The 23,281-nt window shown below is 70.4% G+C and carries 15 protein-coding genes and 1 pseudogene; 6 read left to right on the top strand and 10 right to left on the bottom strand.

What is annotated here, in order from left to right; translation table 11 throughout:
- Positions 1–2: 2 nt before the first annotated feature.
- The 3 genes from MCAG_RS24500 to glgC all read right to left on the bottom strand — a co-directional run bounded on the left by MCAG_RS24500 (position 3) and on the right by glgC (position 4,060).
- A complete protein-coding gene (locus MCAG_RS24500; protein ID WP_007075646.1) occupies positions 3–947 on the bottom strand; it encodes an NAD-dependent epimerase/dehydratase family protein in 945 nt (314 codons plus the stop codon).
- Between the two features lie 139 nt (positions 948–1,086).
- A complete protein-coding gene (gene pgm / locus MCAG_RS24495; protein WP_007075645.1) occupies positions 1,087–2,730 on the bottom strand; it encodes a phosphoglucomutase (alpha-D-glucose-1,6-bisphosphate-dependent) in 1,644 nt (547 codons plus the stop codon).
- Between the two features lie 97 nt (positions 2,731–2,827).
- On the bottom strand, positions 2,828–4,060 hold the full coding sequence (glgC, locus tag MCAG_RS24490; RefSeq protein ID WP_036375069.1) for a glucose-1-phosphate adenylyltransferase: 1,233 nt from the start codon (positions 4,058–4,060) through the stop codon (positions 2,828–2,830).
- 71 nt (positions 4,061–4,131) lie between these two features.
- On the opposite strand from glgC, the gene glgA reads away from it, so the two are divergent.
- Positions 4,132–5,346: a glycogen synthase gene (gene glgA, locus MCAG_RS24485; protein ID WP_007075643.1), complete on the top strand. Its 1,215-nt coding sequence runs from the start codon at positions 4,132–4,134 to the stop codon at positions 5,344–5,346.
- A 119-nt stretch (positions 5,347–5,465) separates the two neighbouring features.
- Here glgA and MCAG_RS24480 read toward each other — a convergent pair whose 3' ends face one another.
- Complete coding sequence (locus tag MCAG_RS24480; protein WP_036375067.1) at positions 5,466–6,644, bottom strand: helix-turn-helix domain-containing protein; 1,179 nt, start codon at positions 6,642–6,644, stop codon at positions 5,466–5,468.
- A gap of 16 nt (positions 6,645–6,660) precedes the next feature.
- Positions 6,661–6,858 (bottom strand): hypothetical protein, encoded by a 198-nt coding sequence (locus MCAG_RS24475; protein ID WP_007075641.1) that lies wholly within the window; start codon positions 6,856–6,858, stop codon positions 6,661–6,663.
- 198 nt (positions 6,859–7,056) lie between these two features.
- Between MCAG_RS24475 and MCAG_RS24470 the strand changes: the two genes are divergently transcribed.
- The 4 genes from MCAG_RS24470 to glgB all read left to right on the top strand — a co-directional run bounded on the left by MCAG_RS24470 (position 7,057) and on the right by glgB (position 12,690).
- Complete coding sequence (locus MCAG_RS24470; protein ID WP_007075640.1) at positions 7,057–7,284, top strand: winged helix-turn-helix domain-containing protein; 228 nt, start codon at positions 7,057–7,059, stop codon at positions 7,282–7,284.
- Between the two features lie 98 nt (positions 7,285–7,382).
- Positions 7,383–8,513, top strand: a complete 1,131-nt coding sequence (locus MCAG_RS24465; protein ID WP_157548204.1) for a sulfotransferase — start codon at positions 7,383–7,385, stop codon at positions 8,511–8,513.
- 59 nt (positions 8,514–8,572) lie between these two features.
- Positions 8,573–10,600, top strand: a complete 2,028-nt coding sequence (locus MCAG_RS24460; RefSeq protein WP_007075638.1) for an alpha-1,4-glucan--maltose-1-phosphate maltosyltransferase — start codon at positions 8,573–8,575, stop codon at positions 10,598–10,600.
- Complete coding sequence (gene glgB, locus MCAG_RS24455) at positions 10,588–12,690, top strand: 1,4-alpha-glucan branching protein GlgB (protein WP_007075637.1); 2,103 nt, start codon at positions 10,588–10,590, stop codon at positions 12,688–12,690. The genes MCAG_RS24460 and glgB overlap by 13 nt, the downstream gene beginning before the upstream one ends.
- Before the next feature lie 48 nt (positions 12,691–12,738).
- Here the strand turns inward: glgB and MCAG_RS35190 are convergent, their stop codons facing one another.
- The 5 genes from MCAG_RS35190 to MCAG_RS24435 form a co-directional block, all read right to left on the bottom strand.
- Positions 12,739–12,855: a helix-turn-helix domain-containing protein gene (locus tag MCAG_RS35190; RefSeq protein ID WP_232290267.1), complete on the bottom strand. Its 117-nt coding sequence runs from the start codon at positions 12,853–12,855 to the stop codon at positions 12,739–12,741.
- 3 nt (positions 12,856–12,858) lie between these two features.
- Positions 12,859–13,815 carry a DUF6346 domain-containing protein gene (locus MCAG_RS24450; RefSeq protein WP_198141620.1) on the bottom strand — a complete coding sequence of 319 codons (957 nt, stop codon included), beginning with the start codon at positions 13,813–13,815 and terminating at the stop codon, positions 12,859–12,861.
- Positions 13,812–14,150: a hypothetical protein gene (locus MCAG_RS24445; RefSeq protein WP_036375060.1), complete on the bottom strand. Its 339-nt coding sequence runs from the start codon at positions 14,148–14,150 to the stop codon at positions 13,812–13,814. The genes MCAG_RS24450 and MCAG_RS24445 overlap by 4 nt, the downstream gene beginning before the upstream one ends.
- 290 nt (positions 14,151–14,440) lie before the next feature.
- Positions 14,441–14,677 carry a hypothetical protein gene (locus MCAG_RS24440; RefSeq protein WP_007075634.1) on the bottom strand — a complete coding sequence of 79 codons (237 nt, stop codon included), beginning with the start codon at positions 14,675–14,677 and terminating at the stop codon, positions 14,441–14,443.
- A 1,173-nt stretch (positions 14,678–15,850) separates the two neighbouring features.
- The gene (locus MCAG_RS24435) at positions 15,851–22,240 is read right to left on the bottom strand and encodes an RHS repeat-associated core domain-containing protein (RefSeq protein ID WP_232290266.1); all 6,390 of its coding nucleotides are present in this window, start codon (positions 22,238–22,240) and stop codon (positions 15,851–15,853) included.
- Between the two features lie 331 nt (positions 22,241–22,571).
- Between MCAG_RS24435 and MCAG_RS33915 the strand changes: the two are divergent.
- Positions 22,572–23,281 (top strand): annotated as a pseudogene (locus tag MCAG_RS33915) (hypothetical protein); the annotation flags it as partial.

Genomic DNA, 23,281 nt, shown 5'->3' with positions numbered 1-23,281 from the left:
GGTCAGCGACCGGCGGGCACGCGACCGGCCATCCAGCCGACGGTGGCCTCCAGACCGGCGCGCAGCGGGTGGGGACGCACGGCGGGAAACAGCTCACACAGCCGCGCGGAGTCCGCCTGGGAGTCTCGTACGTCCCCGACGCGCGGCGGGCGGTGCACCCTCTCCAGCCGCCGGCCGAGCACCGCCTCCAACTCGGCGACGAGGTCGAGCAGCGAGACCCGGGCGCCGAACGCGAGGTTCACCGTGTCCGGGGTGTGCACCCTGCGCAGGATCGCGTCCACGAGCACGGCGGTGACGCTGCCGACGTAGGTGAAGTCGCGGGTCTGCAGGCCGTCGCCGAAGATCTCCAGCGGGCGGCCGTCCAGCGCGGCCGAGACGAAGCGCGGGACCACCGCCGCGTACGCGTGGTCGGCGGCCTGCCGGGGCCCGAAGACGTTGAAGAACCGGAACGGCAGCACGGGCAGCCCGTAACAGGCGGCGTACGCGTTGGCGTATGCCTCGGTCGCGAGCTTCGACACCGCGTACGGGCTCATCGGCATCGGGCGCAGCGTCTCCCGCCTCGGCAGCACCGGGTTGGCCCCGTACACCGACGACGAGGACGCCAGGATGGTCTGCCCGACGCCGTGCCGCCGCGCCGCCTCCAGCACCGTCAGCGTGCCGGTGGCGTTGGCGTGGTGGCTTCGCAGCGGGTCCGCGATGGATCGGGGGACCGACCCGAGGGCACCCAGATGCACCACGCTCGCCGCGCCGGGAACAGCCTCGTCGAGCAGGTCCGGGTCCATGACGGAACCGACCAGCAGGCGAACCGGGAGGTCCGCCAGGTTGTCCAGCGCGCCCGTGGACAGGTCGTCCACCACCACGATCTCGCTGATCCCGTCGACCCGGAGGAGTTCCCGGACGAGATTGGCACCGATGAAGCCGGCGCCCCCGGTCACCACGACCCTCACGACCCGGCCCCCGTCATGGTCACCGCGCGCATGGCGCTCCTTCCCCCGCGACCCCGGGGCCGTAGCCGGCCCGGGTTTCCGTTAGGGGTAACGGATCACCTCCGCTCAGGTTATTCGGATCCGGCGATGTCGCTCGGGATCACGCCCGCTTGAGCACCGCCGTCACCAGTTCCTTGGCCTCCTGCTGGATCCGGGCCAGGTGCTCCGGCCCCTGGAAGGACTCGGCGTAGATCTTGTAGACGTCCTCCGTGCCGGACGGCCGGGCGGCGAACCAGCCGGACTCGGTCGTCACCTTCAGCCCGCCGATCGCCGCCCCGTTGCCGGGCGCGGTCGTCAGCGTCGCGGTGATCGGCTCGCCGGCCAGCTCGGTCGCCGTCACCTGCTCGGGCGAGAGCTTGGCCAGCACCGCCTTCTGCCGCCGGTCCGCCGGGGCGTCGATGCGCGCGTACGCGGGGGCGCCGAAGCGATCGGCCAGCTCCGTCCAGTGCTGGCTGGGCGTCCTGCCGGTCGTCGCGATGATCTCGGCGGCGAGCAGGCAGAGCAGGATGCCGTCCTTGTCGGTGGTCCACGTGCCGCCGTCGCGGCGCAGGAAGGACGCCCCGGCGCTCTCCTCGCCGCCGAAGCCGACCGCCCCGTCGAGCAGGCCCGGTACGAACCACTTGAACCCCACCGGCACCTCCAGCAGCGGCCGGCCCAGGTCGGCGGCGACCCGGTCGATCATCGAGGAGGAGACCAGGGTCTTGCCGACCGCGGCGTCCCGGCCCCAGTTCGACCGGGTACGGAACAGGTGACCGATGGCCACCGCGAGGTAGTGGTTGGGGTTGAGCAGGCCCCCGTCGGGGGTGACGATGCCGTGCCGGTCGGCGTCGGCGTCGTTGCCGGTGGAGACCTGGTAGTCGGCACGGGCCGCGATCAGCGACGCCATCGCGTTCGGCGAGGAGCAGTCCATCCGGATCTTGCCGTCGCCGTCGAGGGTCATGAACCGCCAGGTCGGGTCGACCGTCGGGTTGATCACCGTGAGGTCGAGCCCGTGCCGCTGCGCGATCTCCCCCCAGTACGCGACGCTGGCCCCGCCGAGCGGGTCGGCGCCGATGCGCACCCCGGCGGCCCGGACGGCGTCGAGGTCGAGCACGGCGGGCAGGTCGTCGACGTAGCGGGCGAGGAAGTCGTACGCGCCGGTGGTGTCGGCGGCGCGGGCCCGCGCGTACGGGATGCGTTTGACCTCCTTGAGCCCGGCGGCGAGGATCTCGTTCGCGCGGTCCTGGATCCACCTCGTGACGTCGGAGTCGGCCGGGCCGCCGTGGGTCGGGTTGTACTTGAACCCGCCGTCGTCGGGCGGGTTGTGCGACGGAGTGATCACGACGCCGTCGGCCAGCCCGGAGGCGCGGCCTCGGTTGTGGGTGAGGATCGCATGCGACACCGCCGGGGTGGGGGTGTACCCGTCGCGGCTGTCCAGCAGCACGGTGACCCCGTTGGCGGCGAGCACCTCCAGCGCGTCGACGGCCGCCGGGGCGGACAGCGCGTGGGTGTCCCGGCCGAGGAAGAGGGGCCCGTCGAGGCCCTGCCGACGGCGGTAGTCGCACAGCGCCTGGGTGACGGCGAGGATGTGGTCGGAGTTGAACGCGTTGCGCAGGCTCGACCCGCGGTGCCCGGAGGTGCCGAAGGAGACCTGCTGCGCCGGGTCGTCCGGGTCGGGATGCTCGGCGTAGTAGGCGGTGACCAGCCGGGGCACGTCGACCAGGTCGGCGGGCTCGGCGGGCTGACCGGCGCGGGGGTGGGCCACTGCTGCAACCTCCAGGGACGCTACGGACGATGGGGCTTTCCCGGCGGGGCCGGGGTCACACGCGACGGGGGCACCGCGACTGGGCACGGCGGCCGGTTCAGGGCTCGACCCGCTGCCCCTTGCCGATCACCACGATGCCGTTGTCGGAGACGGTGTAGCGCTGCCGGTCCTTCTCCAGGTCGACGCCGATCTCGGCCCCCTCGGGGACGATCACGTTCTTGTCGAGGATGGCCCGGCGGACCACGGCGTGCCGGCCGATGTCCACACCCTCCATCAGCACCGAGCCGTCGACGTGCGCCCAGGAGTGCACCTTGACCTTCGGCGAGACGATCGAGTTCTCCACCAGGCTGCCGGAGATCACCGCGCCGGGCGAGATCATCGAGCCGACGGCCCGGCCGACCCGCTCGCCCCACTGGTGGACGAACTTCGCCGGCGGGTACGGCGGCTGCTCGGTGTAGATGGGCCAGTCGAAGTTGTAGAGGTTGAACACCGGGTGCACGTTTATCAAGTCCATGTGGGCGTCGTAGAACGAGTCGAGCGTCCCCACGTCCCGCCAGTAGCCCCGGTCGCGGTCGGTGCTGCCCGGCACCTCGTTGTCGCGGAAGTCGTAGACGTTGGCCTCGCCGCGCTCCACCAGCATCGGAATGATGCTGCCGCCCATGTCGTGCTTGCTGCTCTTGTCCTCCGCGTCCCGCTCGACCACCTCCAGCAGCGCCTTGGTGGTGAAGACGTAGTTGCCCATCGAGGCGTAGATCTGATCGGGCGCGTCAGGCAGGCCGACGGCGTCGGTGGGCTTCTCCCGGAACGACCGGATCCGCCGGCCGTCGGAGCCGACCTCGATCACGCCGAACTGGTCGGCCATCGACAGCGGCTGCCGGATGCCGGCGACGGTCACCCCGGCGCCGGAGGCGATGTGGTCGTCCACCATCTGCCGGGGGTCCATCCGGTAGATGTGGTCGGCGCCGAAGACGATGACGTAGTCGGGCTGCTCGTCGTGGATCAGGTTGAAGCTCTGGTAGATCGCGTCGGCGGAGCCGGCGAACCACCAGGGACCCCGGCGCTGCTGCGCCGGCACCGGCGTGACGTAGTTGCCGAGCAACGTCGACATCCGCCACGTCATGGTGATGTGCCGGTCCAGTGAGTGGGACTTGTATTGGGTCAGCACGACGATCTTGATGAAGCCGGCATTGGCGAGGTTGGACAGGACGAAGTCGACCATGCGGTACATCCCGCCGAACGGGACGGCGGGCTTCGCCCGGTCTGCGGTGAGTGGCATCAGGCGCTTGCCCTCTCCACCGGCCAGGACGATCGCGAGCACCTTGTCAGCCATGCCCAGACGCTAACCATCCGCGTGCCACTTCACCACTCGTACGGACGGACTTCTGCACTAGGGTGCGGGGCATGAGCGCCTCCACCCCGGCCACCGCACCGCTCCGCGTCGATCTGCTCACCCGCGAGTACCCGCCGGAGGTATACGGCGGGGCCGGCGTGCACGTCGAGTACCTGGCCCGCGAGCTACGCCGACTCGCCGACGTGCGGGTGCACTGCTTCGGCGCACCGCGCACCGAGCCGGGCGTCACCGCGTACGCCGAGCCGGCCGCCCTCGCCGGCGCGAACGCCGCGCTACGCACGATGGGCGTCGACCTGGAGATGGCCGCCGCCTGCGCCGGCACCGACGTGGTGCACAGCCACACCTGGTACGCCAACCTGGCCGGGCACACCGCGAAGCTGCTGCACGGCGTCCCGCACGTGGTCACCGCGCACAGCCTGGAGCCGCTGCGCCCGTGGAAGGCCGAGCAGCTCGGCGGCGGGTACGCGCTCTCGTCCTGGTGCGAGCGCACGGCGTACGAGGCGGCGGACGCGATCATCGCGGTGAGCGCGGGGATGCGCGCCGACGTGCTGGCGGCGTACCCGACGGTGGACCCCGAGCGGGTGAAGGTGGTCTACAACGGCATCGACACCGCCCAGTACGCCCCGGAGCGCGGCACCGACGTGGTGGACCGGCTCGGCATCGACCCGGCCCGCCCCAGCGTCGTGTACGTGGGACGGATCACCAAGCAGAAGGGGCTGCCGTACCTGCTGCGGGCGGCCCGGGAGCTGCCGTCCGACACCCAGCTCGTGCTGCTCGCCGGGGCCCCCGACACGGCGGAGATCGCCGCCGAGGTGGAGGGCCTCGTAACCGAGCTGCGGGCGACCCGATCCGGGGTGATCTGGGTGGCGGAGATGCTGCCCAAGCACGAGGTGATCCAGGTGCTCACCCACGCCACCGTCTTCGTCTGCCCCTCGGTCTACGAGCCGATGGGCATCGTCAACCTGGAGGCGATGGCCTGCGAGACGGCCGTGGTGGCCACCGCCACCGGCGGCATCCCCGAGGTCGTCGCCGACGGCGAAACCGGGCTGCTGGTGCCGATCGAGCAGGCCGCCGACGGCTCGGGCCGGCCGCTGGAGCCGCAGCGGTTCGTGGCCGACCTGGCGGCGGCGATCAACGAGATGCTGGCCGACCCGGCGAAGGCCGGTGAACTGGGCCGGGCCGGGCGGCGGCGGGCCGTCGAGCACTTCTCCTGGGACGCGATCGCCGCCCGCACGATCGACGTCTACCGCTCGGCCGGCGCGTAAGGAAGGGCCCCCTGTTAACGCCTGCGGTATAGAAGGGTTCTCTTCTCACCAGCCACAGCAGGGCGCGGCACGCTGGCGCAGCGGCAAGTCAGGGGCGGGTGCGGCAAGTCAGGGGCGGGTCAGGTGACACCGAGGGTGGCGGCGAGGCGGGTCAGGCCGGCCGGGGCGGCGGCGGAACGCGCCACGACGGCGACCAGCTCCCGTGCCGCCGGGCGGTCGTGCACCTCGCCCCGGGCGGTGCGCTCCGCGTCCAGCACCGCCCGGCCGGCGCGGAGCCCGTCGCCGGCCGAGGCGTACAGCCGGGCCACGTGGAGCAGGTACGCGGCCCGGTGCTCGGTCGGCAGACCACCGCCACTCGTCGCCGGTATCAGCTTTTCGTGTCGTACCGTCGACGCCGCGACCTCGCCGAGCGCGAACTCGGCCACCTCCCGGGCGGCCTCGACCGCCGCTGGGTCGTAGCCCCCATCGTCGATGCCTTTGGGCTCTGCGACCTGGTCGGTCTTTCCGGCACGGCCGAGCAGCTCGTGGGCGGCCCGATCGTCGCCCCGGCCGGCGGCGGCGAGGGCGGCCTGGAGCAGCAGCGTCCCGCGCAGGGCCCAGCCATCGGCGGGCGCGGCACCGGGCCGGGCGGGCCCGACGCGGTGGGCGGCCACGACCGCCGCCTCCACCGCCGACCGCAGCCGGCCGCTCGCCCGCAGCGCCTGACACAACGGTACGGTCGCGGCGGCGGCCAGCCACGGGTCGCCGGCGGCCGTGGCGACGGCCAGCCCCCGGTCGGCGGCCAGCCACGCCAACTCCCCCTGGCCGAGCTTCACCAGCACCAGGGCGACGAGCCCGTACCCGGACCCCAGCAGCTCGTCGGCAGCCCGGCCCGGACAGGTGGCGCGCGCCTCGCGGGCGGCGTCGAGCAGGCCGGGCAGCAGGCCGAGCAGCTCCCGGTACCGGGCGTGCCGGTAGCTCTGCCCCGCGTGGCCGAGCCGGGCCCGCACCTGCGCCACGTCGGGCGGCCGGGCGGGTGCCACGACGTGGTACCGGGCGAGGGCGGCCCGGATCCCCTCCACGCCCGCCGAGGCCGGGTCCGCCGGGCCGGGCCGGTCCGCCAGCAGCATTTCCAGGTCGATCCGGAGCGCCTCGGCGACCTCCCGCAGGTTGGACACCCGCTCCAGCCGGCGCACCCCGCGCTCGACCTTGTCGACCCAGCTCTTCGACTTGCCGAGGCGGTCGGCGAACTGCTGCTGCGTCATGTTGCGCCGCACCCGCCAGTGGGCGACCCGGCGACCGACCGGCAACTCGTTCACCGCCGGGCCGTCCCGCTCACCGGAGGATCCCAACGAGCAACAGCACGAGTACGACCAGCGCGATCGTCAGACCGTAGGCATACTGCCGACGGCTGATCGGCACGCGGTCGGGCCGGGGCGGACCGGGCACCCGGTCCCCGTCGGGTTGCGGAGGCCGGCCGTCCGGCATCGGGTACGCCGCCGGCAGCGGCCCGTCGTGCGGGCGCTCACGCATCTGCGCCTCCCTCGGAGTTCGGGGCTGTCAGGGGGCGGGGCGCACGGGAACCGCCCCGCCCGGGTGAGGAGCACTCCGTTTGCTGACGAGAGGCCCTCATCCGCAACCTAGAGTGCAGTGAATACAGAGTCAGCCCAACATGCACAGAATGCTGTGTCGGGTGGAATGCTCGGAGGGCTGACGAGAGGTGGCCCTGCCATGCCGAGACAACCCGTATACGAGCAGGTCATCGATGACGTCACCGCGTCGATCCGAAGCGGCACGCTCAAGCCCGGCGACAAACTGCCCTCCATCACCGAGCTGTGCGAGCAGTACCGCGCCAGTGCGACGCCGATCAGGCTGGCCCTGCGGATCCTTGACGAGCGGGGTTGGATCGAGGTGCACCAGGGCAAGGGGTCGTTCGTTGCACAGAGTCCCCCGGCCTAGTAGCGCGACAATTCACGCCCCGCAACCGGCAAACCCCGGTCCCAGCGCTCCGCGAGGGCTTGATCGCGTGCCGTGATTCCGCGTACCGTCTGGCATCGATGGATACGAACGGGTCCGCGCAGGTGCTGGACATCCTCGACAAGGTGGCGCCGGCCGAGTTCGTCCCGGCCAGCCCGCACAACTTCGTCGTGCGGCCGGGCGCGTCGGTGCCCGCGGAGAGCCTGCTCGACGACCCCGACGTCAGCCTGCACTGCCTCGACGACGAGCAGCGCCTGGCGTACTTCGTGCAGGCCCCGCCGGGGGGCGACCTGGCCGGCGGGTCGTTCCTCTACCTCGACCAGTACCGGGCCGCGCAGCAGCTGATCACGGTGCCCTACGACACCCTGCACCGGCTCGCCGACGGCCTGCCCGACCCGGCCCGGCTGATCTTGGTCTACTCCGTCGGGCGCTGCGGGTCGACGCTGCTCAGCAGGGCTTTGGGCGAGGTGGCCGGGGTGCGCAGCTACTCCGAGCCCGACGTCTTCACCGAGATCGCGCTGCTGCGGCACGAGGACCCGAGCCGCGAGGCGGAGTACGCGCGGCTGATCCGCAGCTGCGTCCGCGTCCTCGGCAACGCCGGGGGCGGGGGCGGCGGGACGCTGGCGGTCAAGTTCCGGGCCAGCGGCATCCAGCTCGGCGACCTGTTCCACCAGGTGTTTCCCGACGCCCGAAGCGTGTTCCTGCACCGCGACGCGCGCCCGTGGCTGGAGTCGATGCACCAGGGCTTCACGCCGCACCTGCCCGACCCGCAGGCGCAAATGGCGTTCCTGAGGTACGTGCTGGCCCAGGCCCCGCTGATCATGCCCTTCGTCGCCCGGCACGAGCGGCAGCCGACGCCGACGGAGGCGTACCTGTTGACCTGGCTGTCGGTGCTGGACCGCTACCGGACGCTACGCCGCGACGGGGTGCCGCTGCTGCCGGTGGCCTACGAGGCGCTCGACGCCGAGCCGAAGGCGACCCTCGCCGCCGTGCTGGCCCACTGCGGCCTGCCGGCCGACGGCGTGGACGCGGCGTACGGGACCTTCGCGGCGGACTCCCAGGAGGGGACCCTGCTCTCCCGGGCGAGCCGCCGCAGCAACCCGGCACCGGCGCTCGGCGCGGAGGACTTCGCGCAGGCGCGGGCGGTCCTGGCGGAGCTTCCGGTCGTCGACCCCGGTGATCCGCTCGTGCGCGGGCTGATCGAGACGTAGCAGGATCCGGGGAGAACTTGCCCGCGCGCGAGACGATCTCGCACAGGTAGGTTGACAGGGTGACTGGACGGTTCCCGATCGAAGACGTCTCCCCCGCCGTCTCCTGCGGTCGCTACCCGGCCAAGGCGGTGGTCGGCGAGGCGGTTCCGGTGTCGGCCCGCGCCTACCGGGAGGGGCACGACGCGCTGGGCTGCAACGTGGTCTGGCTCGGCCCCGACGGGCGGGCCCGGCCGTTCACCCGGATGCGTCCCGGCGAGCCCGGCCAGGACCGGTGGCACGCCACCATCCGTCCCGACGCCGTCGGCACGTGGACCTTCGCCGTCGAGGCGTTTCAGGACCCGTACCTGACCTGGCAGAACGCGGTGACCAAGAAGATCGCCGCCGGGCAGGGCCCGACGGAGCTGGCCAACGACCTGGCCGAGGGCGTACGCGTGCTGACCGCCGCCCTGGACCTGGTACCGACCGGCGACGCCGCGCGGGTGCGGGCGGCGGTGGCCGCGCTCGGCGACGCCGGCCGGGAGCTGCCCGCCCGGGTCGCCCCGGCCCTCGACCTGGCCGACCTGCTCTGGGCGCACCCGGTGCGTGAGCTGGTCACCACCGGCGACGAGTACCGGCTCTGGGTGGACCGCCCCCGGGCGCTCTTCTCCGCCTGGTACGAGTTCTTCCCCCGCTCCGAGGGGGCGATCCCGGCGACCGTCGACGCCCCGGCCCGCTCCGGCACCTTCGCCACCGCGATGGACCGGCTGCCCGGCGTCGCGGCGATGGGCTTCGACGTGCTGTACCTGCCGCCGATCCACCCGATCGGCCGGGTCAACCGCAAGGGCCGCAACAACGCCCTCACCGCCGGCCCCGACGACGTGGGCTCGCCCTGGGCGATCGGCGCGGCCGAGGGCGGCCACGACGCCATCCACCCCGACCTGGGCACGCTGGAGGACTTCCGCGACTTCGTGGCCGCCGCCGTCGAGCAGGGCCTGGAGGTGGCGATGGACCTGGCGTTGCAATGCGCGCCGGACCACCCGTGGGTGACCGAGCACCCGGAATGGTTCACCACCCGGGCCGACGGCAGCATCGCGTACGCGGAGAACCCGCCGAAGAAGTACCAGGACATCTACCCGCTGAACTTCGACAACGACCCCGAGGGCATCCGCGCGGAGGTGCTGCGGGTGGTGCTGCACTGGGTCGGCGAGGGCATCCGCATCTTCCGGGTGGACAACCCGCACACCAAGCCGTTCGACTTCTGGCACTGGCTGATCGCCGAGGTGAAGAAGGTCGACCCGGACGTGCTGTTCCTGGCCGAGGCGTTCACCCGGCCGGCGATCATGCACGGGCTCGGCAAGATCGGCTTCACGCAGTCGTACACCTATTTCACCTGGCGCACGACGGCGGCGCAGATGCGGGAGTACTGCGAGGAGCTGGTCGCCTCCGCCGACCACATGCGCCCCAACTTCTGGCCCAACACCCCCGACATCCTGCACGAGTCGTTGCAGCACGGCGGCCCGCCGATGTTCAAGATCCGGGCGGTGCTGGCCGCGCTGCTGAGCCCCTCCTGGGGCATGTACGCCGGCTACGAGCTGTTCGAGCACGTGGCCCGCCCCGGCGCGGAGGAGTACCTCGACAACGAGAAGTACGAGCTGCGGCCCCGGGACTGGGCCGGCGCGCAGGCGCAGGGGCGGTCACTGGCCCCGTTCATCGCCACCCTCAACCGGGTCCGGCGCGACAATGCGGCCCTGCACCGGCTGCGCAACCTCGTCTTCCACGACATCGACAACCCGGCGCTGCTGTGCTGGTCGAAGCACGACCCGGACACCGGCAACACGGTGATCGTGGTCTGCTCGTTCGACTCGCAGACCGTGCAGTGGGGCAACACCACCCTGGACATGCCGGCGCTGGGCCTGGACTGGCCCGACCGGTTCACCGTGCACGACGAGCTGACCGGCGCGGCCTACGACTGGGGCCAGCGCAACGCCGTCCGGCTCGACCCGTACCTCCAGCCCGCGCACGTGTTCACCGTGCGCCGGCCCGTCTCCGGGGGCACCACCGCCCCCACCGCCGCTGCTGACAAGGACGAGGCCCGATGGACGAGCTGATCGCCGGCACCGCGCACGACCCGCACGCCGTGCTCGGCGCGCACCCCGCCGGCGGGCGCACCACGATCCGCACCCTGCGCCGGGGCGCCCGGACGGTGAGCGCCGTCGTCGGCGGGCAGCGGTACCCGATGACCCGGGTGCACGACGCGGGCGTGTTCGAGGTCGTCCTGCCGGGCACCGTGCTGGACTACCGGGTCGACGTCGACGGCGCGCTGCGCGACGACCCGTACCGGCACCTGCCCACCCTCGGCGAGCTGGACCTGCACCTGATCGGCGAGGGCCGGCACGAGCGGCTGTGGGAGGCGCTCGGCGCGCGGGTCGTCGACGCGGGCGTCGCGTTCGCCGTGTGGGCGCCCAACGCGCGGGGCGTGCGGGTGGTCGGCGACTTCACCGGCTGGGGCACCGACGACGGCTGGCCGATGCGGTCGCTGGGCTCCAGCGGCGTGTGGGAGATCCTGGTGCCCGACGTGCCGGTCGGGGCGAAGTACAAGTACCGGGTCCTGGGCGCCGACGGGCGGTGGCGGGACAAGGCCGACCCCCTCGCGGCGTACGCGGAGGTGCCGCCGGCCACCGCGTCGGTGGTGCACCGCTCCACGTACGAGTGGACCGACGCCGACTGGCTCGCGCGCCGGGCACGCCGGCAGCCGCACCAGGAACCGATGAGCGTGTACGAGGTGCACCTCGGCTCGTGGCGGCCCGGCCTCGGCTACCGGGAGTTGGCCGAGCAGCTCACCGCGTACGTGACGGAGCTGGGCTTCACCCACGTGGAGTTCATGCCGGTGATGGAGCACCCGTTCGGCGGCTCCTGGGGGTACCAGGTCACCGGCTACTACGCGCCGACGTCCCGCTTCGGCGACCCGGACGATTTCCGCCACCTCGTCGACACGCTGCACAACGCCGGGATCGGGGTGCTCCTGGACTGGGTGCCCGCGCACTTCCCCAAGGACGAGTGGGCCCTGGCCCGCTTCGACGGCACCCCCCTGTACGAGCACCCCGACCCGCGTCGCGGCGAGCACCCCGACTGGGGCACGTACGTCTTCGACTTCGGCCGCCGGGAGGTGCGCAACTTCCTGGTCGCCAACGCGCTGTACTGGTGCGACGAGTTCCACGTCGACGGGCTGCGGGTCGACGCCGTGGCGTCGATGCTCTACCTGGACTACTCCCGGCCGGAGGGGCAGTGGGCCCCCAACCAGTACGGCGGCCGGGAGAACCTGGAGGCGATCGCCTTCATGCAGGAGGTCAACGCCACCGTCTACAAGCACCACGCCGGGGTGGTGATGATCGCCGAGGAGTCGACGGCGTGGCCGGGGGTGACCCGGCCCACCGCCGACGGCGGGCTGGGCTTCGGGTTCAAGTGGAACATGGGCTGGATGCACGACACCCTGCTCTACACGTCGAAGGACCCGGTCTACCGCCAGCACCACCACCATCAGCTCACCTTCTCGCTGGCGTACGCGTGGAGCGAGAACTACGTGCTGCCGATCAGCCACGACGAGGTGGTGCACGGCAAGGGCTCGCTGGTCGCGAAGATGCCCGGGGACACCTGGCAGCGGCTGGCCAACACGCGGGCGCTGCTGGCGTACATGTGGGCGCACCCGGGCAAGCAACTGCTGTTCATGGGCTGCGAACTGGGCGACGACCGGGAATGGAGCGAGGAGCGGGGCCTCGACTGGTACCTGCTGCACGACCCGGCACGCGCCGGCGTGCAGCGCCTCGTCGGCGACCTCAACCGCGTCTACCGGGACACCCCGGCGCTGTGGGCGCAGGACACCACGCCGGCCGGGTTCCGCTGGATCGCCGGAGACGACGTCGCCCACAACGCGGTGTCGTTCGTCCGGATCGCCCCGGACGGCGCGACCCTGGTGTGCGTGGCGAACTTCTCCGCCGTGCCGCTGGAGGACTACCGGATCGGGCTGCCCGCCGCCGGCACCTGGACGGAGGTGCTCAACACCGACGCCCACCACTACGGTGGGTCCGGGGTGGGCAACCTGGGCGAGGTACGCGCGCAGGACGTGCCGTGGCACGGGCTGCCGGCGTCGGTGGCGCTGCGGGTGCCACCGCTGGGCGTGCTCTGGCTGCGCCGCGACTGACCCGCGTCAGCCAGAGCGGCGTGGCGGGCCAGCAGTGGCCCGGCGGGATCAGGCCGCGTCCGCCCGGGGCGCGAACGTGACGTCCAGTCTCATGTTCAGCGCCCTGGCCAGCCGTTCGAGCACCGTCAGGGTCGGCACCGTTCCGCCGGCCTCGAAGCGGGCCATCCGCTAGCCGGTGCGCCCCGTCACGCGGATCCTGCCCGACAGGCCGAGCACCGTCGGGGCGGCGTACTCCAGGTCGACGGTCTCGCCCGCGCCGACCGTGACCTCGTGCTCGGCCACGGCGAAGTCGTCGGTGCCGCCGAAGGGCACGACGACCCGCACGCTGCTCGGGCCGGCCGGCACCGGGAACTCGTGGCTGCCCCAGCCGAGCACGGGCACCTCGACACCGGCGAGCAGCAGCCGCGGCCCGGTGGACCGGTACGCCTCGGCGAGAGGACCGTCCGGATAGGAGAACGTGATACGCAGGGACGGGCTCATCGGCCCGGGGTAGGGGTGGCTCGTCGGGCGGAACGGCAGCGGCAGGACCGGGTTTCGCCGCGCCTCGCGGCGGTTCAGCCAGGCGAAGTAGCGCGGAACGCCGAGGACCGATCGGAGCAGGGAGTACCAGACGCCGAAGATCAGCACGATGGTCAGCGCGATCCGCGCCATGCCCAGGATCGTCACGGCCAGCGCCCACACCCGGGACGCTGGCCGGCCGTACCGGCAGTCGGTGTTGCCCTTGCCGAAGCACGCCTCCCGGAAGTCGACCGGCCTGCCCCGGTCGGCCGGGGTGACGACGGAGTTGCCGGTCACGATCTGCAACTCGCGCCCGTCATCGGTCCGGACGGTCACCGCGCAGTGCCACCAGTAGCCGAGGCCGTCGCCACTGACCGGCCCGACCCGTTGGCACTCCCCCACCGTGGCCCGCGCCGGCCGTTCCCTCGGGGTGGACTTCACCACCCCCGTGCCCGGATAGAAGCCCGCCACCGTGTTGAACACCAGCCACGAGCCGACGATGGCAGCCGCGCAGGCGACCGCCACCCCGAGCTGCGCCAGCCGGCCCCAGAACGGCCCGCGTCGCTCGTACGCGGCGATCTGCTCACGCTGCATCGCCGCCGTCTCCTCGGGAGTGGTCCGACTCACCGCGGCCCCCCTGTCCGGCCGCCGCCGTCGGACGGTCGCCCCGTCGCCTTCCCCGAGACTGTCCGAGCGCTCTCGCCCTCGTCCACGAACATCACGACGAAGATCGCCAAGAGGCCCCAGCCGAACACCCGACGCCGGGTGTAGGCGCTCAGCCCTCTGCGCCTGGCGACGATCCAGGCCAGAAGGTAGCCCAGCGGCCACCCGAGCAGGAACGTCCAGATGGTGCTCCGGTCGACGACCACGAGAAACGGGAAGATCGCCGAGGCCACCATGCCGACGCAGGCCAGGAGCCAGGTGATCGCCGAGGACGACCTCCCCCGACTGGGCACGCTCATGCCTGCAACGCGAACAGGTACGCGCCGCCGATCAGGGCCACCACACCCCGCAGCACCATCAACACCCCGAAGGCCCGGTCGAACAGGATGAAGCGATTCCGAAGTCGCTCCCGAAGGAGACTGCCAGCACCGCTCGCTCCACGATGACACCTTTGCGTACGGGCGGGCTCCGGTGCCGGCCCCACATTGATCAACTCGTCAGAGTGAGCACGGCACGCCGCCGCGACAGCTCTCCGATCTCCACAGTCCGGCCCTGGTCGTCAGGAGTCAGGATGGAGGGACCCAATGGCTCAACGAGATTCGAGTTCGCAGCCGCCTTCCTTCAGATACTCCAGTTCCTCTTCGTCACTCCCTGGGTCGTTCACCAGCAGGCGCACGTCTCCGCTCAGGTCCCGACGAGTTCTGACCTCCAAGCTGGCGCGAGCCTGCTCGAAGCGCAGAGTCAGCGTTCCCTCAATCGACGCGCCCTGCTCGAATTCCCATCCGCCGCTGCCGGAAATCGTCGAATCCGAGAAGGGCACATCCACGGCCGAGAAGGCACCTTCCCGCTTTATATCAATCCGACTTCCGGTGGATGCTCGCCATGAACCACAGAGCGCTTCGTCGCCGACGGGAGGCCAGACGAAGTGCCCTAGGCTGACCCAACAGCAAGCCAGAACCAAGAGGCAGGCCACTCCAATCACGTAGGGCCACCTCTTTGACAATTTAATCACCCCCCAGGAATTGACCGAGCAATGCCTCCGAAGCTTATTACGCCAAGGCCCAAGAAGCCAGAGCGGGTTGATCTGGCGCACCGGTACGCAGGCGACAACTGCACCGACCATGACGCGACGCCGTAGATCCTGCACCCACCTCCCACCGTCCACGTATAACGCTGTCAGCAGGAAGACCTGCGGCGGAAGGTTTCCCGTTCCCCGCTGTCAGGGTCATCTACATAGCGCCAAAGTGTGACCTCTCCCCGCCAACTGCGCTCCACCTTCAACTCCACGCGAGCCCTGACATCCTCCATCACCAAAGTCGCCTCGGTGCTGGCGGTCAGGCTTCGCTCCAGATCCAAATTTCCAGCACCGGAGACCCTCTCCAATTCAGCATCAGAATTCCGCCCAAATGTGATATTCGAAGCCGAGAAGGAACCGTCGTGCGCAAAATTTATCGATCCCTTCAATTGCGACTCGAACGTTCCACACAGGGATTCAACTCGCACTGGCGGCCAGACAGTCCGACCGAACGTGCCGCAGCAGGTCAACAGCAGCAAAGCACCGCCGACAATAGGGACGAGCCGCTTCCTCTTCACCACTTTCTTCGCAGACCCGATGCGCCAGAAGTGGGCTTGTCAGGGTCGCCCGATATTCCAGCCCAGAACACTATTCCTCACTCTGACGAGACGGGGGAATATCGACACTAGGACGAGTAGATCGGAGAGGCGCGAGAGGTGGATCCGGCCGAACGAACATCACAATGAAGATCGCCAGGATTCCCTTCGCCATGAGGCTTCTACGCTGTTCCACACTGAACCCTCGCCGCCTAGCTATCAGCCAGGCGAACAGCACGCCCATGGACCAACCCACCAAAACGCTCCAGAGGTTGTCTCTGTCGACGAACGAAAGGTAAGCACAATAGATCTCGGCAGATCCGCCCGCCGCCGCCAAGAACCAATTAAGAATGGCGGCGAAGCTAATGCCGCGCACCAACCGGGTCATCTAACCGCCCTGGTAATACGAGTTGTCCTCAGCCCAATCGGTCTCAACCGTATAGGGATCCGTGAACCCCTTGAAGACCCACTTTTCCCGCACCTGCTCTTCTGTAGCACTGACTCGATACTGCCAGCTACCCTTCTCGCGGCCGCCCACCCAGCGGCGCTCAATCACGTCACGCTTTCGATACTGAAAGTTTCTCTCATCAATAAGGTTCAGAGATGCACTAAAAACCCCGCACACAAAACACAAGACGCCCATGGCGAAAGCGCCCGCCTCCTTGGGCACGCCACCTTCATTCCAGAATGAAGGAATCCAGGCAGTAGTTTCCCATTGCGCGCGATGCGAGAAGGTCCAGCCATCACACTTGGGCGCATTGTTGTCACACCATGGGTCGTAGTGACCTGGATCAGGAACCGACGGCCCGGGCGCAGGCGCAGGCGCCTGCGTAGGCTGCATCGCAGTGGCTGCGACAAGCTTCAGGAAGGCAAGTTGCATCTTGATCATCGCGATGATCCGGCTGGCGCCGTTCTTCCGAGACCCTCCACGATCGGCTGCCGAATCGCCCTTGTCTCGATTCAGTCGGGACTTCGTTGTCGACTTGTGGTTCTTCTTGCCCCACTCCACGTTCTTACTGCTACCGCATCCGTGCGGGCACCCATTACTCGGACTGTAGCCATAGCAGTCGAAGTACTTGCAGTCTTCGGGGATCATCCCCGTAGGGTCACTGGAGGTGACCGGGGTGTTGTTGGCGTAAGAATAGGCGTTCCACTGTTGCGGTTGTCCCGTGTCGAGCAGAGGGTCGACGGAGGCGAAGCGTCCGACGGTCGGGTCATAGGCGCGGGCACCGATGATCGTTAGTCCAGTCGGGCTCATCGGCTTGTTGAGGAAGCCGCGGTTGTCGGGGACGGTGACCGCCGCGCCTCGGGCCGCGCCGTACGGGGTGTGCTGCCGCCAGGTGGGGTTCTGTGCGGTGTTGTCGAGGTAGAGATTCGGGGTGCCCTGGTGGTCGGCGATGGCGAAGGTGTAGGCCGTGCCGCTGCCGGAGCGGATGCAGCCAGCGCCGCCGGGGAGGCTGTAGTAGCGGTTGCCGTCGACGACGTTGGTGCTGGTGTTCAGGGTGAGTTGCTGTCCCGGCAGGTAGAGGGTGGTCTTGCCCGGTTCCTTCTGGAGCAGCAGGTTGCCGTCGGCGTCGTAGGTGAAGGTGTTGTCGCCGCTGGTGCCGCCGGTGACGCTGGTGAGCTTGCCGGCGTCGTCCCAGGTGAAAGCCTGGTTGCCCTGGGCGGCGTTGCGGCCGGTGGTGTTGCCGGCGGCGTCGTACGTGTATGAGGTGCTCCCGGTCACCCCGCCGCTGGTGGCGGTGGAGGTCAGGGTGTGGGGCTTGTTCTGCCCGTTGCCGTCGTAGGTGTAGGTGGTGGTCGTGTCAGTGCCCGCCCCGAGGCCATGTTCGACCTGCTGGGTGCGGTTGCCGATCGGGTCGATCGTCCAGCTGGTCCAGTAGGCGCTGCCGGCGCCGATGGCGTTGCCGACCATGCTCTTGTTGGCGTTGGTCGGGGTGGTGGCGCAGGCGTCGGTGGCGGTCCATGCTTCGGTGAGTCGGGCGAGGCCGTCGTAGCCGTAGCACTGGGTCTCCGCCGGGGTGGTGACCCCGAGGCGCTTGCTGGTCTTGCGGGTGATGTTGCCGGCCAGGTCGTACTTGTACTCCTGCTCGTCGACGGTGGCCGGGGTGGCCGTGGATCGGGTGACGAGTTGGTTGGTCAGCCGGCTGGTGTGGGTGTCGTAGGTGTTGGTGACGTAGGCGGCGCTGGTGGCGGTGCCGAGGGTCTGCTGGTTGACCCGGCCCCAGGCGTCGTAGGTGACGCCGGTGGCGTAGCCGGCGAGGCCGGCGAGGGTGGTGGGCAGGTCCAGCAGGCCGGAGTAGCCGTGCAGGACGGTCTCGGCGGGCAGGCTGCCCTTGGCCGGGTAGGTGTCGGTCAGCGGCAGGCCGAGCACCGAGGTGTACGAGTGCCCGAAGACGTAGGAGCCGGCGAGGGCGCCCTCGGTGGCGGGGATGGTGACCGTCTGCCCGAGGCTGCTGCCGAAGACGTTGAACGCCTTCTGCTGGGTGGTGTAGGGCTGGCCGTCGCGGTAGGCGATGGTGGTGGTGAGCTGGCCGACGGCGTTGGTGACCCCGGCGACGGCGTTGCTGTTGTCGTAGATCCAGGCCGCGCGTTGATTCGCCGACGACTGGCTGGCCACCGTGGCAGCGTACTCGCCGGTCTTGCGGTCGAGGGCGTCGTAGGTGAACGACAGCGTCTTGTTGCGGCCGTCGGTGGACTGGACGACGTTGCCGTTGGCGTCGTAGAGCAGGCTGCTGTTGCCTGCATCGGGGTCGGTCTTGGTCTCGACCTGGCCGAGCAGGTTGTAGGTCGAGGTCCACACGTTGTTGTCGGCGTCGGTGAGCGTGGACTGGTTGCCACGGCTGTCGTAGCCGTACGTGCTGGTCGTGGCGGTGCCACCGGTGACGGTGAAGTCACCGGTGAACGTGTCCGCCGGGGTGGTCACCGTCGGCCGGACCTGGTACTCGTGCAGTTCCTTCTTCCGGCCCAGCGGGTCGGTGACGGTGGCCGTGACGACCCCGCCGTCCGGCGGCACGACGGTCGTGCGGTCCCCGGCGTGGATCGTGGTGGTGGTGGAGACGGTGACGCCGTTCTTCGCCGCAGTGGTGACGATGGCGCGGCCGAGGCCGTCGTAGGTGGTGAAGGTCTGGTTGGGCACCTGCTTGCCCAGGCCCGCCGCGGAGACCGGGGTGGTGACCGTCGGCGTGGTCGCGTCGTCCCACCACCCGTTGTACGACGCCCTGGTCCAGCCCCGGGTGTCGTAGAACGTGTCAGTGATCATCCGGCCGCCCTGCGGGGTGACCGACTGCGTCTGCCGGTTGCGCAGCAGGGCGTCGTAGAGGGTCACCGAGGTCTGGTAGCCGTTGGAGTTGTTCAGCTTCTGGCTGGTCACCGCCGTCACGCCGGTCTTCGACACCGTGTAGGTGAACTTGTGGTTGGCGTTGCTGCTGGTCGCCCTGTTGTGCAACCAGACGGCGGTGGCGCGGCCCAGGGCGTCGTACTGCTGCCGGGTCACCACGTTGTTGGCGTCGGTGCTGGTGAGCGTGCTGCCACGCCTCGGGTTGAGGGTCACCGACGACGTCTGGTTCAACGCGTTGGTCGTCGACGTGGCGGTGACCAGGCCGGCGGCGTTCATGGTGTAGCCGGTGCTGGTCTTGTTGTTCTTGGCGTCGTAGGTGTCCGTCACCCGGCCGTACGAGTCGTAGGTGGTCTTCTCGCTGGTCTGCCAGACGTAGGCGCCGGCGGTGTGGTCCTTGGCGAGTTGGGTGAGGGTGAGGTTGCCCTTGGTCGGGGCGGCGGCCTGGGGGAAGGTCGTGGCGAAGGTGGGGTCGTCGTAGAAGTTCCGTTCGGCCTTGACCACCTGCGCCGGCCGGTTCACCGTCGCCGGGGCGGTCAGCGCGTTGACGCTGCCCGGTTCGGAGGCGGGGCTGCCCTGGGTGAAGCCGCCGCAGGCCACCGACACCGTCTCGGTCTGGCTGACCAGCCCGGCCAGGTTCGCGCCGGTGTTGACCGGGGCGTACGTGTAGCTGGTGCACTGGTCGTACGCGGCGTTGACCGGCACCGTGTACGTGTAGGTGTGCTTCAGCTCGCCGAAGGTGGCGCTGGCCGTGTTCGCGTCGTAGCTGTTGTCGCTGCCCGTGTACCGCCAGGTCAGCGACGCGCCGCTGGTGACCGCCTGCCGGCTGTACGTCTTCACCGGCGCGACCCACTGCGCGGTCAGCGCCGACAGGCCGGTGCGCGAGCGAGTGGCGGTGGCCCCGGACACCCAGTACGAGGTGATCGTGGAGGAGTCGACCCGGCCACCCTCACCCAGGTACTGCGTGGTCTCCAGTTCCTTGCCGGCGAGCTCGTCGACGTCCTCGTGCACGCCGCCGGCGGAGTCGGTCAGATTGATCACGGTGGTGGAGTTGTTCTTCGACATGCCCCGGTGGTAGGCGGCCTCGGACTGGGTCCGGCGGTCGTTGACCCCGTCACCGGTGAAGGTGCGCACCTTGGCGTAGCCGCGGAACTGCCCGTACGTGCGGTACTTGGCCTTGACGACCTCGTTCTCGTCGTACCGCCACGCCGCCCCACCGAGGTAGCTGTAGCTGGTCGACAGCGCCGGCGCCCCGCCCGTCGGGTCGGTGGAGGTGACGCGGGTGACCGCGTACTTGTGGAACCAGTCCCGGAACGGGTTCACGTACCCGTCCGGGGTCCAGTAGACCGGGTAGCACGACTTCGTGTTCGCGGCCGGGTCGGTCGTCACCGGGGCGGTGCACGGCACCGGCAACTCGTACGTCGGGGATACCACCGAACCGGTTTCGGTGGTGATCGTGGCGATGCGCTGCCGGTAGAAGTTCGGCAGCCCGCCGGTGGTGTCGACCCGGTTGGCGAGCTTGATGCCGGTGAACGACACCGACGGCAGGGAGATCGCCGCCGTCGAGCCCCCCGCGCTCGTGTCATGGCCGGTGCGGACAACCGACGACAGCCACAGCGTCGGCGACGTCCCGTCGCCGGTGGCCGGCATCGTGTGCGACAACGCGTACGAGTCGACCTTCTCGTAGGCCGACGTGGCCGTGTTGTACTGCTGCGCCTCGATCGACGTCAGGCGGACCGTGGAGAAGAACGACGGGCTCCAGTCGTCACAGTCGGTGCCGGAGTTGCAGATCAGGTCGAACGGCACGTCCGGCCAGTTCGCCTTGTTGGCCGAGTTCAACGGCTGGCACGTCCCCGACAGGCAGCGGTCACCCGTGGTGAACACCACCCGGTTCGGCACGGTGCCGTAGGCGTTGCCGTCGGTGAACCCGTAGTCGATGCGCGCGAGGTTGCTGTCCCGCACGTACGACACGTCCGTGGCACCCTTGTTGCGGCCGTAGAAGTTGGTGGCCTGCTGGTAGTAGTACGCCATCGCGTTGCCGTGCACATCGCGCACGTAGTCGAGGTTCCAGCGGTACGCCATCGTGCACACCGACGAGGAGAACCCGGCCGAGTTGTAGCACGGGTCCCCCGAGTGCGGCGAGTACACCGGGCTGTGGTCGACCGACTTCGTCTCGGCCTTGCCCGACGTCCAGCCCGGCAGCCGGTTACGGCCGAACTCGTACACCGTGCCGTCGCGCAGCGTCACCCGCCAGTAGTCCGTGTTGTAGGTGCCGGTGCCGTTGTTCGAGTTCACGACGTGCGTGACGACCTCGCCGTTGTCCGACTCCGGCTTCCACACGCTCTTTCCCGCGTCCCACACCAACGAGGTCGAGGACCCGTTCAACGACAGGGTCAGGATCGGCCCGTCGTAGCAGCGGTCCGGCGTCTTCACCGGCGAGGCGCTGCCACCCGGATCGTCCATGCACGAGGCGAACGTCTGCTCCACGTACGACCGGGGCGTCGACCAGCCGTCGCCCACCCACGACGACTGCGCGTTCGTCGACGCGGTCTGCCCGTCCACGCTGCCCGAGTCGTACGACAGGGCGACCGTGGGAACCAGGTCCGACGCCGCCGGCGGCACCGTCACCGGATACGAGTACGTGAACGAACCCGTGCTCCCACCGCCGGTCCACGAGCCGGACGGCTTGAGGTCGGTGGCCGCGTACGTGCCGCCGTTGCCGCCCTCCTCGCCGGCTGCGGCCACCGCCGCCAGCACCACACGCGCACCGGACGCGGAGGCGGTCATCGGCACCTCGGCCGAGACCGCCCGCGCCGCCGCGTCGTTGGTCGACGCCAGCGGCTGCGCCACCCGGCACGCCGCCACCTTCGGCGTGGTCAGCGCGCACTCAGGCAACCGGACCAGCCGCAACCGCGACCCGTAGTTGCCGCCGAACGCCTCCGCGAACCCCGCGTAGTCCACGCCGACCCGCGCCGCACCCGACGACCGGTCCGGCGTCACCGACAGCAGCACGCCGTCGACCCCGGCCGCCTCGGCGGCCTTCCGATCCGCCACCGTCACCGCGAGCCGCCTCGGCCCGGCGGGTTGTCCGTTCCTGACCACCACCGGCTGCGCCCACACCGGGGTGCCCGCCGCCCGCGCCTTCGCCGACCCCGCCGACAACGCCTGCGGCGCACCCAACTCGACCTGCGCCGACGCAGCGCTCGGCCAGACCGTCCGCGACGGACGGTAGGTCGACTTCGCGTCGTCGCGCGGCGTCACGAACCGCGTCGGCAACGGCTGCACGCCGTCGACGGACGGGCCGGGTGACGTCGTGGGCGGCTTCGCCGCGCCCTCGCCCTTCGGCTTCGCCGAGGCCGGCGCGCCCGACCACAACCCCGCCACCAGCGCCGCCGACGCCACCACCGCGACCAACCGCCCCGGACCAGTCAACAGGCGCATGCCCCCGTGCCCGACCATGCCCACCCCACTCCACAGAAGACAGAAAGCCACGCAGCGTGCCCGAACGAGCACCCACGTGGCGCCAACAATGTTTCACGTTCACCCAGACAGAAGGTCACGGCAAGGTAACGATAGGCAGGTGGCGCGGGGATCAAATGCGCCACAGCGAGCCCGAAAGGGACAGCCCGGTGTGATCTTCGGCGTTCCCCCGGGCCGCGCGGGCTGATTCACTGTGCCCGCCCACCGGACGCGGTCCCGCGTCCGCCGGACACGCGAACGGGGGAGGAACCACGCCATGCCCATGAACAGCCCTCCTATCGGGACAGCCAGAGTGAAGGCGATCGGATCGGTCGCCGCCATGGCTGTCGTCGCGGCGGGCGCGGCCACTGGTCTGGCCGCCCCGCCGGCCGCCGCCACCGCCCCTGCGGCGTCAGCCGCGAAGCCGGCCGACGCGCCGCTCGGCGTGGATCGGGCGATGGCCGAGGCGCGGCGCATTGGCAAGCCGGTCGAGGCGACCGCCGCAGGCACCTCCACCTCCACGGTGACCGCGCGGCCCGACGGCACCGTCGAGCTGACCCAGACCGCCGTGCCCACCCGCACCCGCGTCGACGGAAAGTGGCGCAGCCTCGACGCGACCCTGATCCGCCACGCCGACGGCAGCATCACCCCGACGGTGACGACGAACCAGGTCCGGCTCTCCCCCGGCGGCACCGGCCCCCTCGCCGAGCTGACCAGCGGCGACCGCGCCCTGTCCATCACCGCCCCACTCACCCTGCCGAAGCCGGCCCTGTCCGGACCCACGGCCACCTACCCCGAGGTCCTGCCCGGCGTCGACCTCACCGTCCGGGTCACCCCGGAGGGCGGCTTCTCCCACGTCTTCGTCGTCAAGAACCGTCAAGCCGCCCGGCACCCGAAGCTGGCCACCCTCGACCTGACCACCACCGGCCGGGGCGTCACCCTCACCGCCGACACAACCGGCAACATCACCGGCCGCGACCGCACACAGGTCAGACCGTCCTCACCGCCCCCGCCCCGACCATG

The sequence above is a fragment of the Micromonospora sp. ATCC 39149 genome, from assembly GCF_000158815.1.
Classification (GTDB): Bacteria; Actinomycetota; Actinomycetes; order Mycobacteriales; family Micromonosporaceae; genus Micromonospora.
The sequence above is the reverse complement of the archived record's forward strand: the minus strand, read 5'-3'. Positions and strand labels throughout refer to the sequence as shown.

Coding starts and splice junctions, on each gene's coding strand:
- glgA (WP_007075643.1), top strand. CDS start 4,132: ATGAGCGCCTCCACCCCGGCCACCGCACCGCTCCGCGTCGATCTGCTC.
- glgC (WP_036375069.1), bottom strand. CDS start 4,060: ATGGCTGACAAGGTGCTCGCGATCGTCCTGGCCGGTGGAGAGGGCAAG.
- MCAG_RS24435 (WP_232290266.1), bottom strand. CDS start 22,240: ATGCGCCTGTTGACTGGTCCGGGGCGGTTGGTCGCGGTGGTGGCGTCG.
- glgB (WP_007075637.1), top strand. CDS start 10,588: ATGGACGAGCTGATCGCCGGCACCGCGCACGACCCGCACGCCGTGCTC.
- MCAG_RS24475 (WP_007075641.1), bottom strand. CDS start 6,858: ATGCGTGAGCGCCCGCACGACGGGCCGCTGCCGGCGGCGTACCCGATG.
- MCAG_RS24470 (WP_007075640.1), top strand. CDS start 7,057: ATGCCGAGACAACCCGTATACGAGCAGGTCATCGATGACGTCACCGCG.
- MCAG_RS24445 (WP_036375060.1), bottom strand. CDS start 14,150: ATGAGCGTGCCCAGTCGGGGGAGGTCGTCCTCGGCGATCACCTGGCTC.
- MCAG_RS24465 (WP_157548204.1), top strand. CDS start 7,383: ATGGATACGAACGGGTCCGCGCAGGTGCTGGACATCCTCGACAAGGTG.
- MCAG_RS35190 (WP_232290267.1), bottom strand. CDS start 12,855: ATGGCCCGCTTCGAGGCCGGCGGAACGGTGCCGACCCTGACGGTGCTC.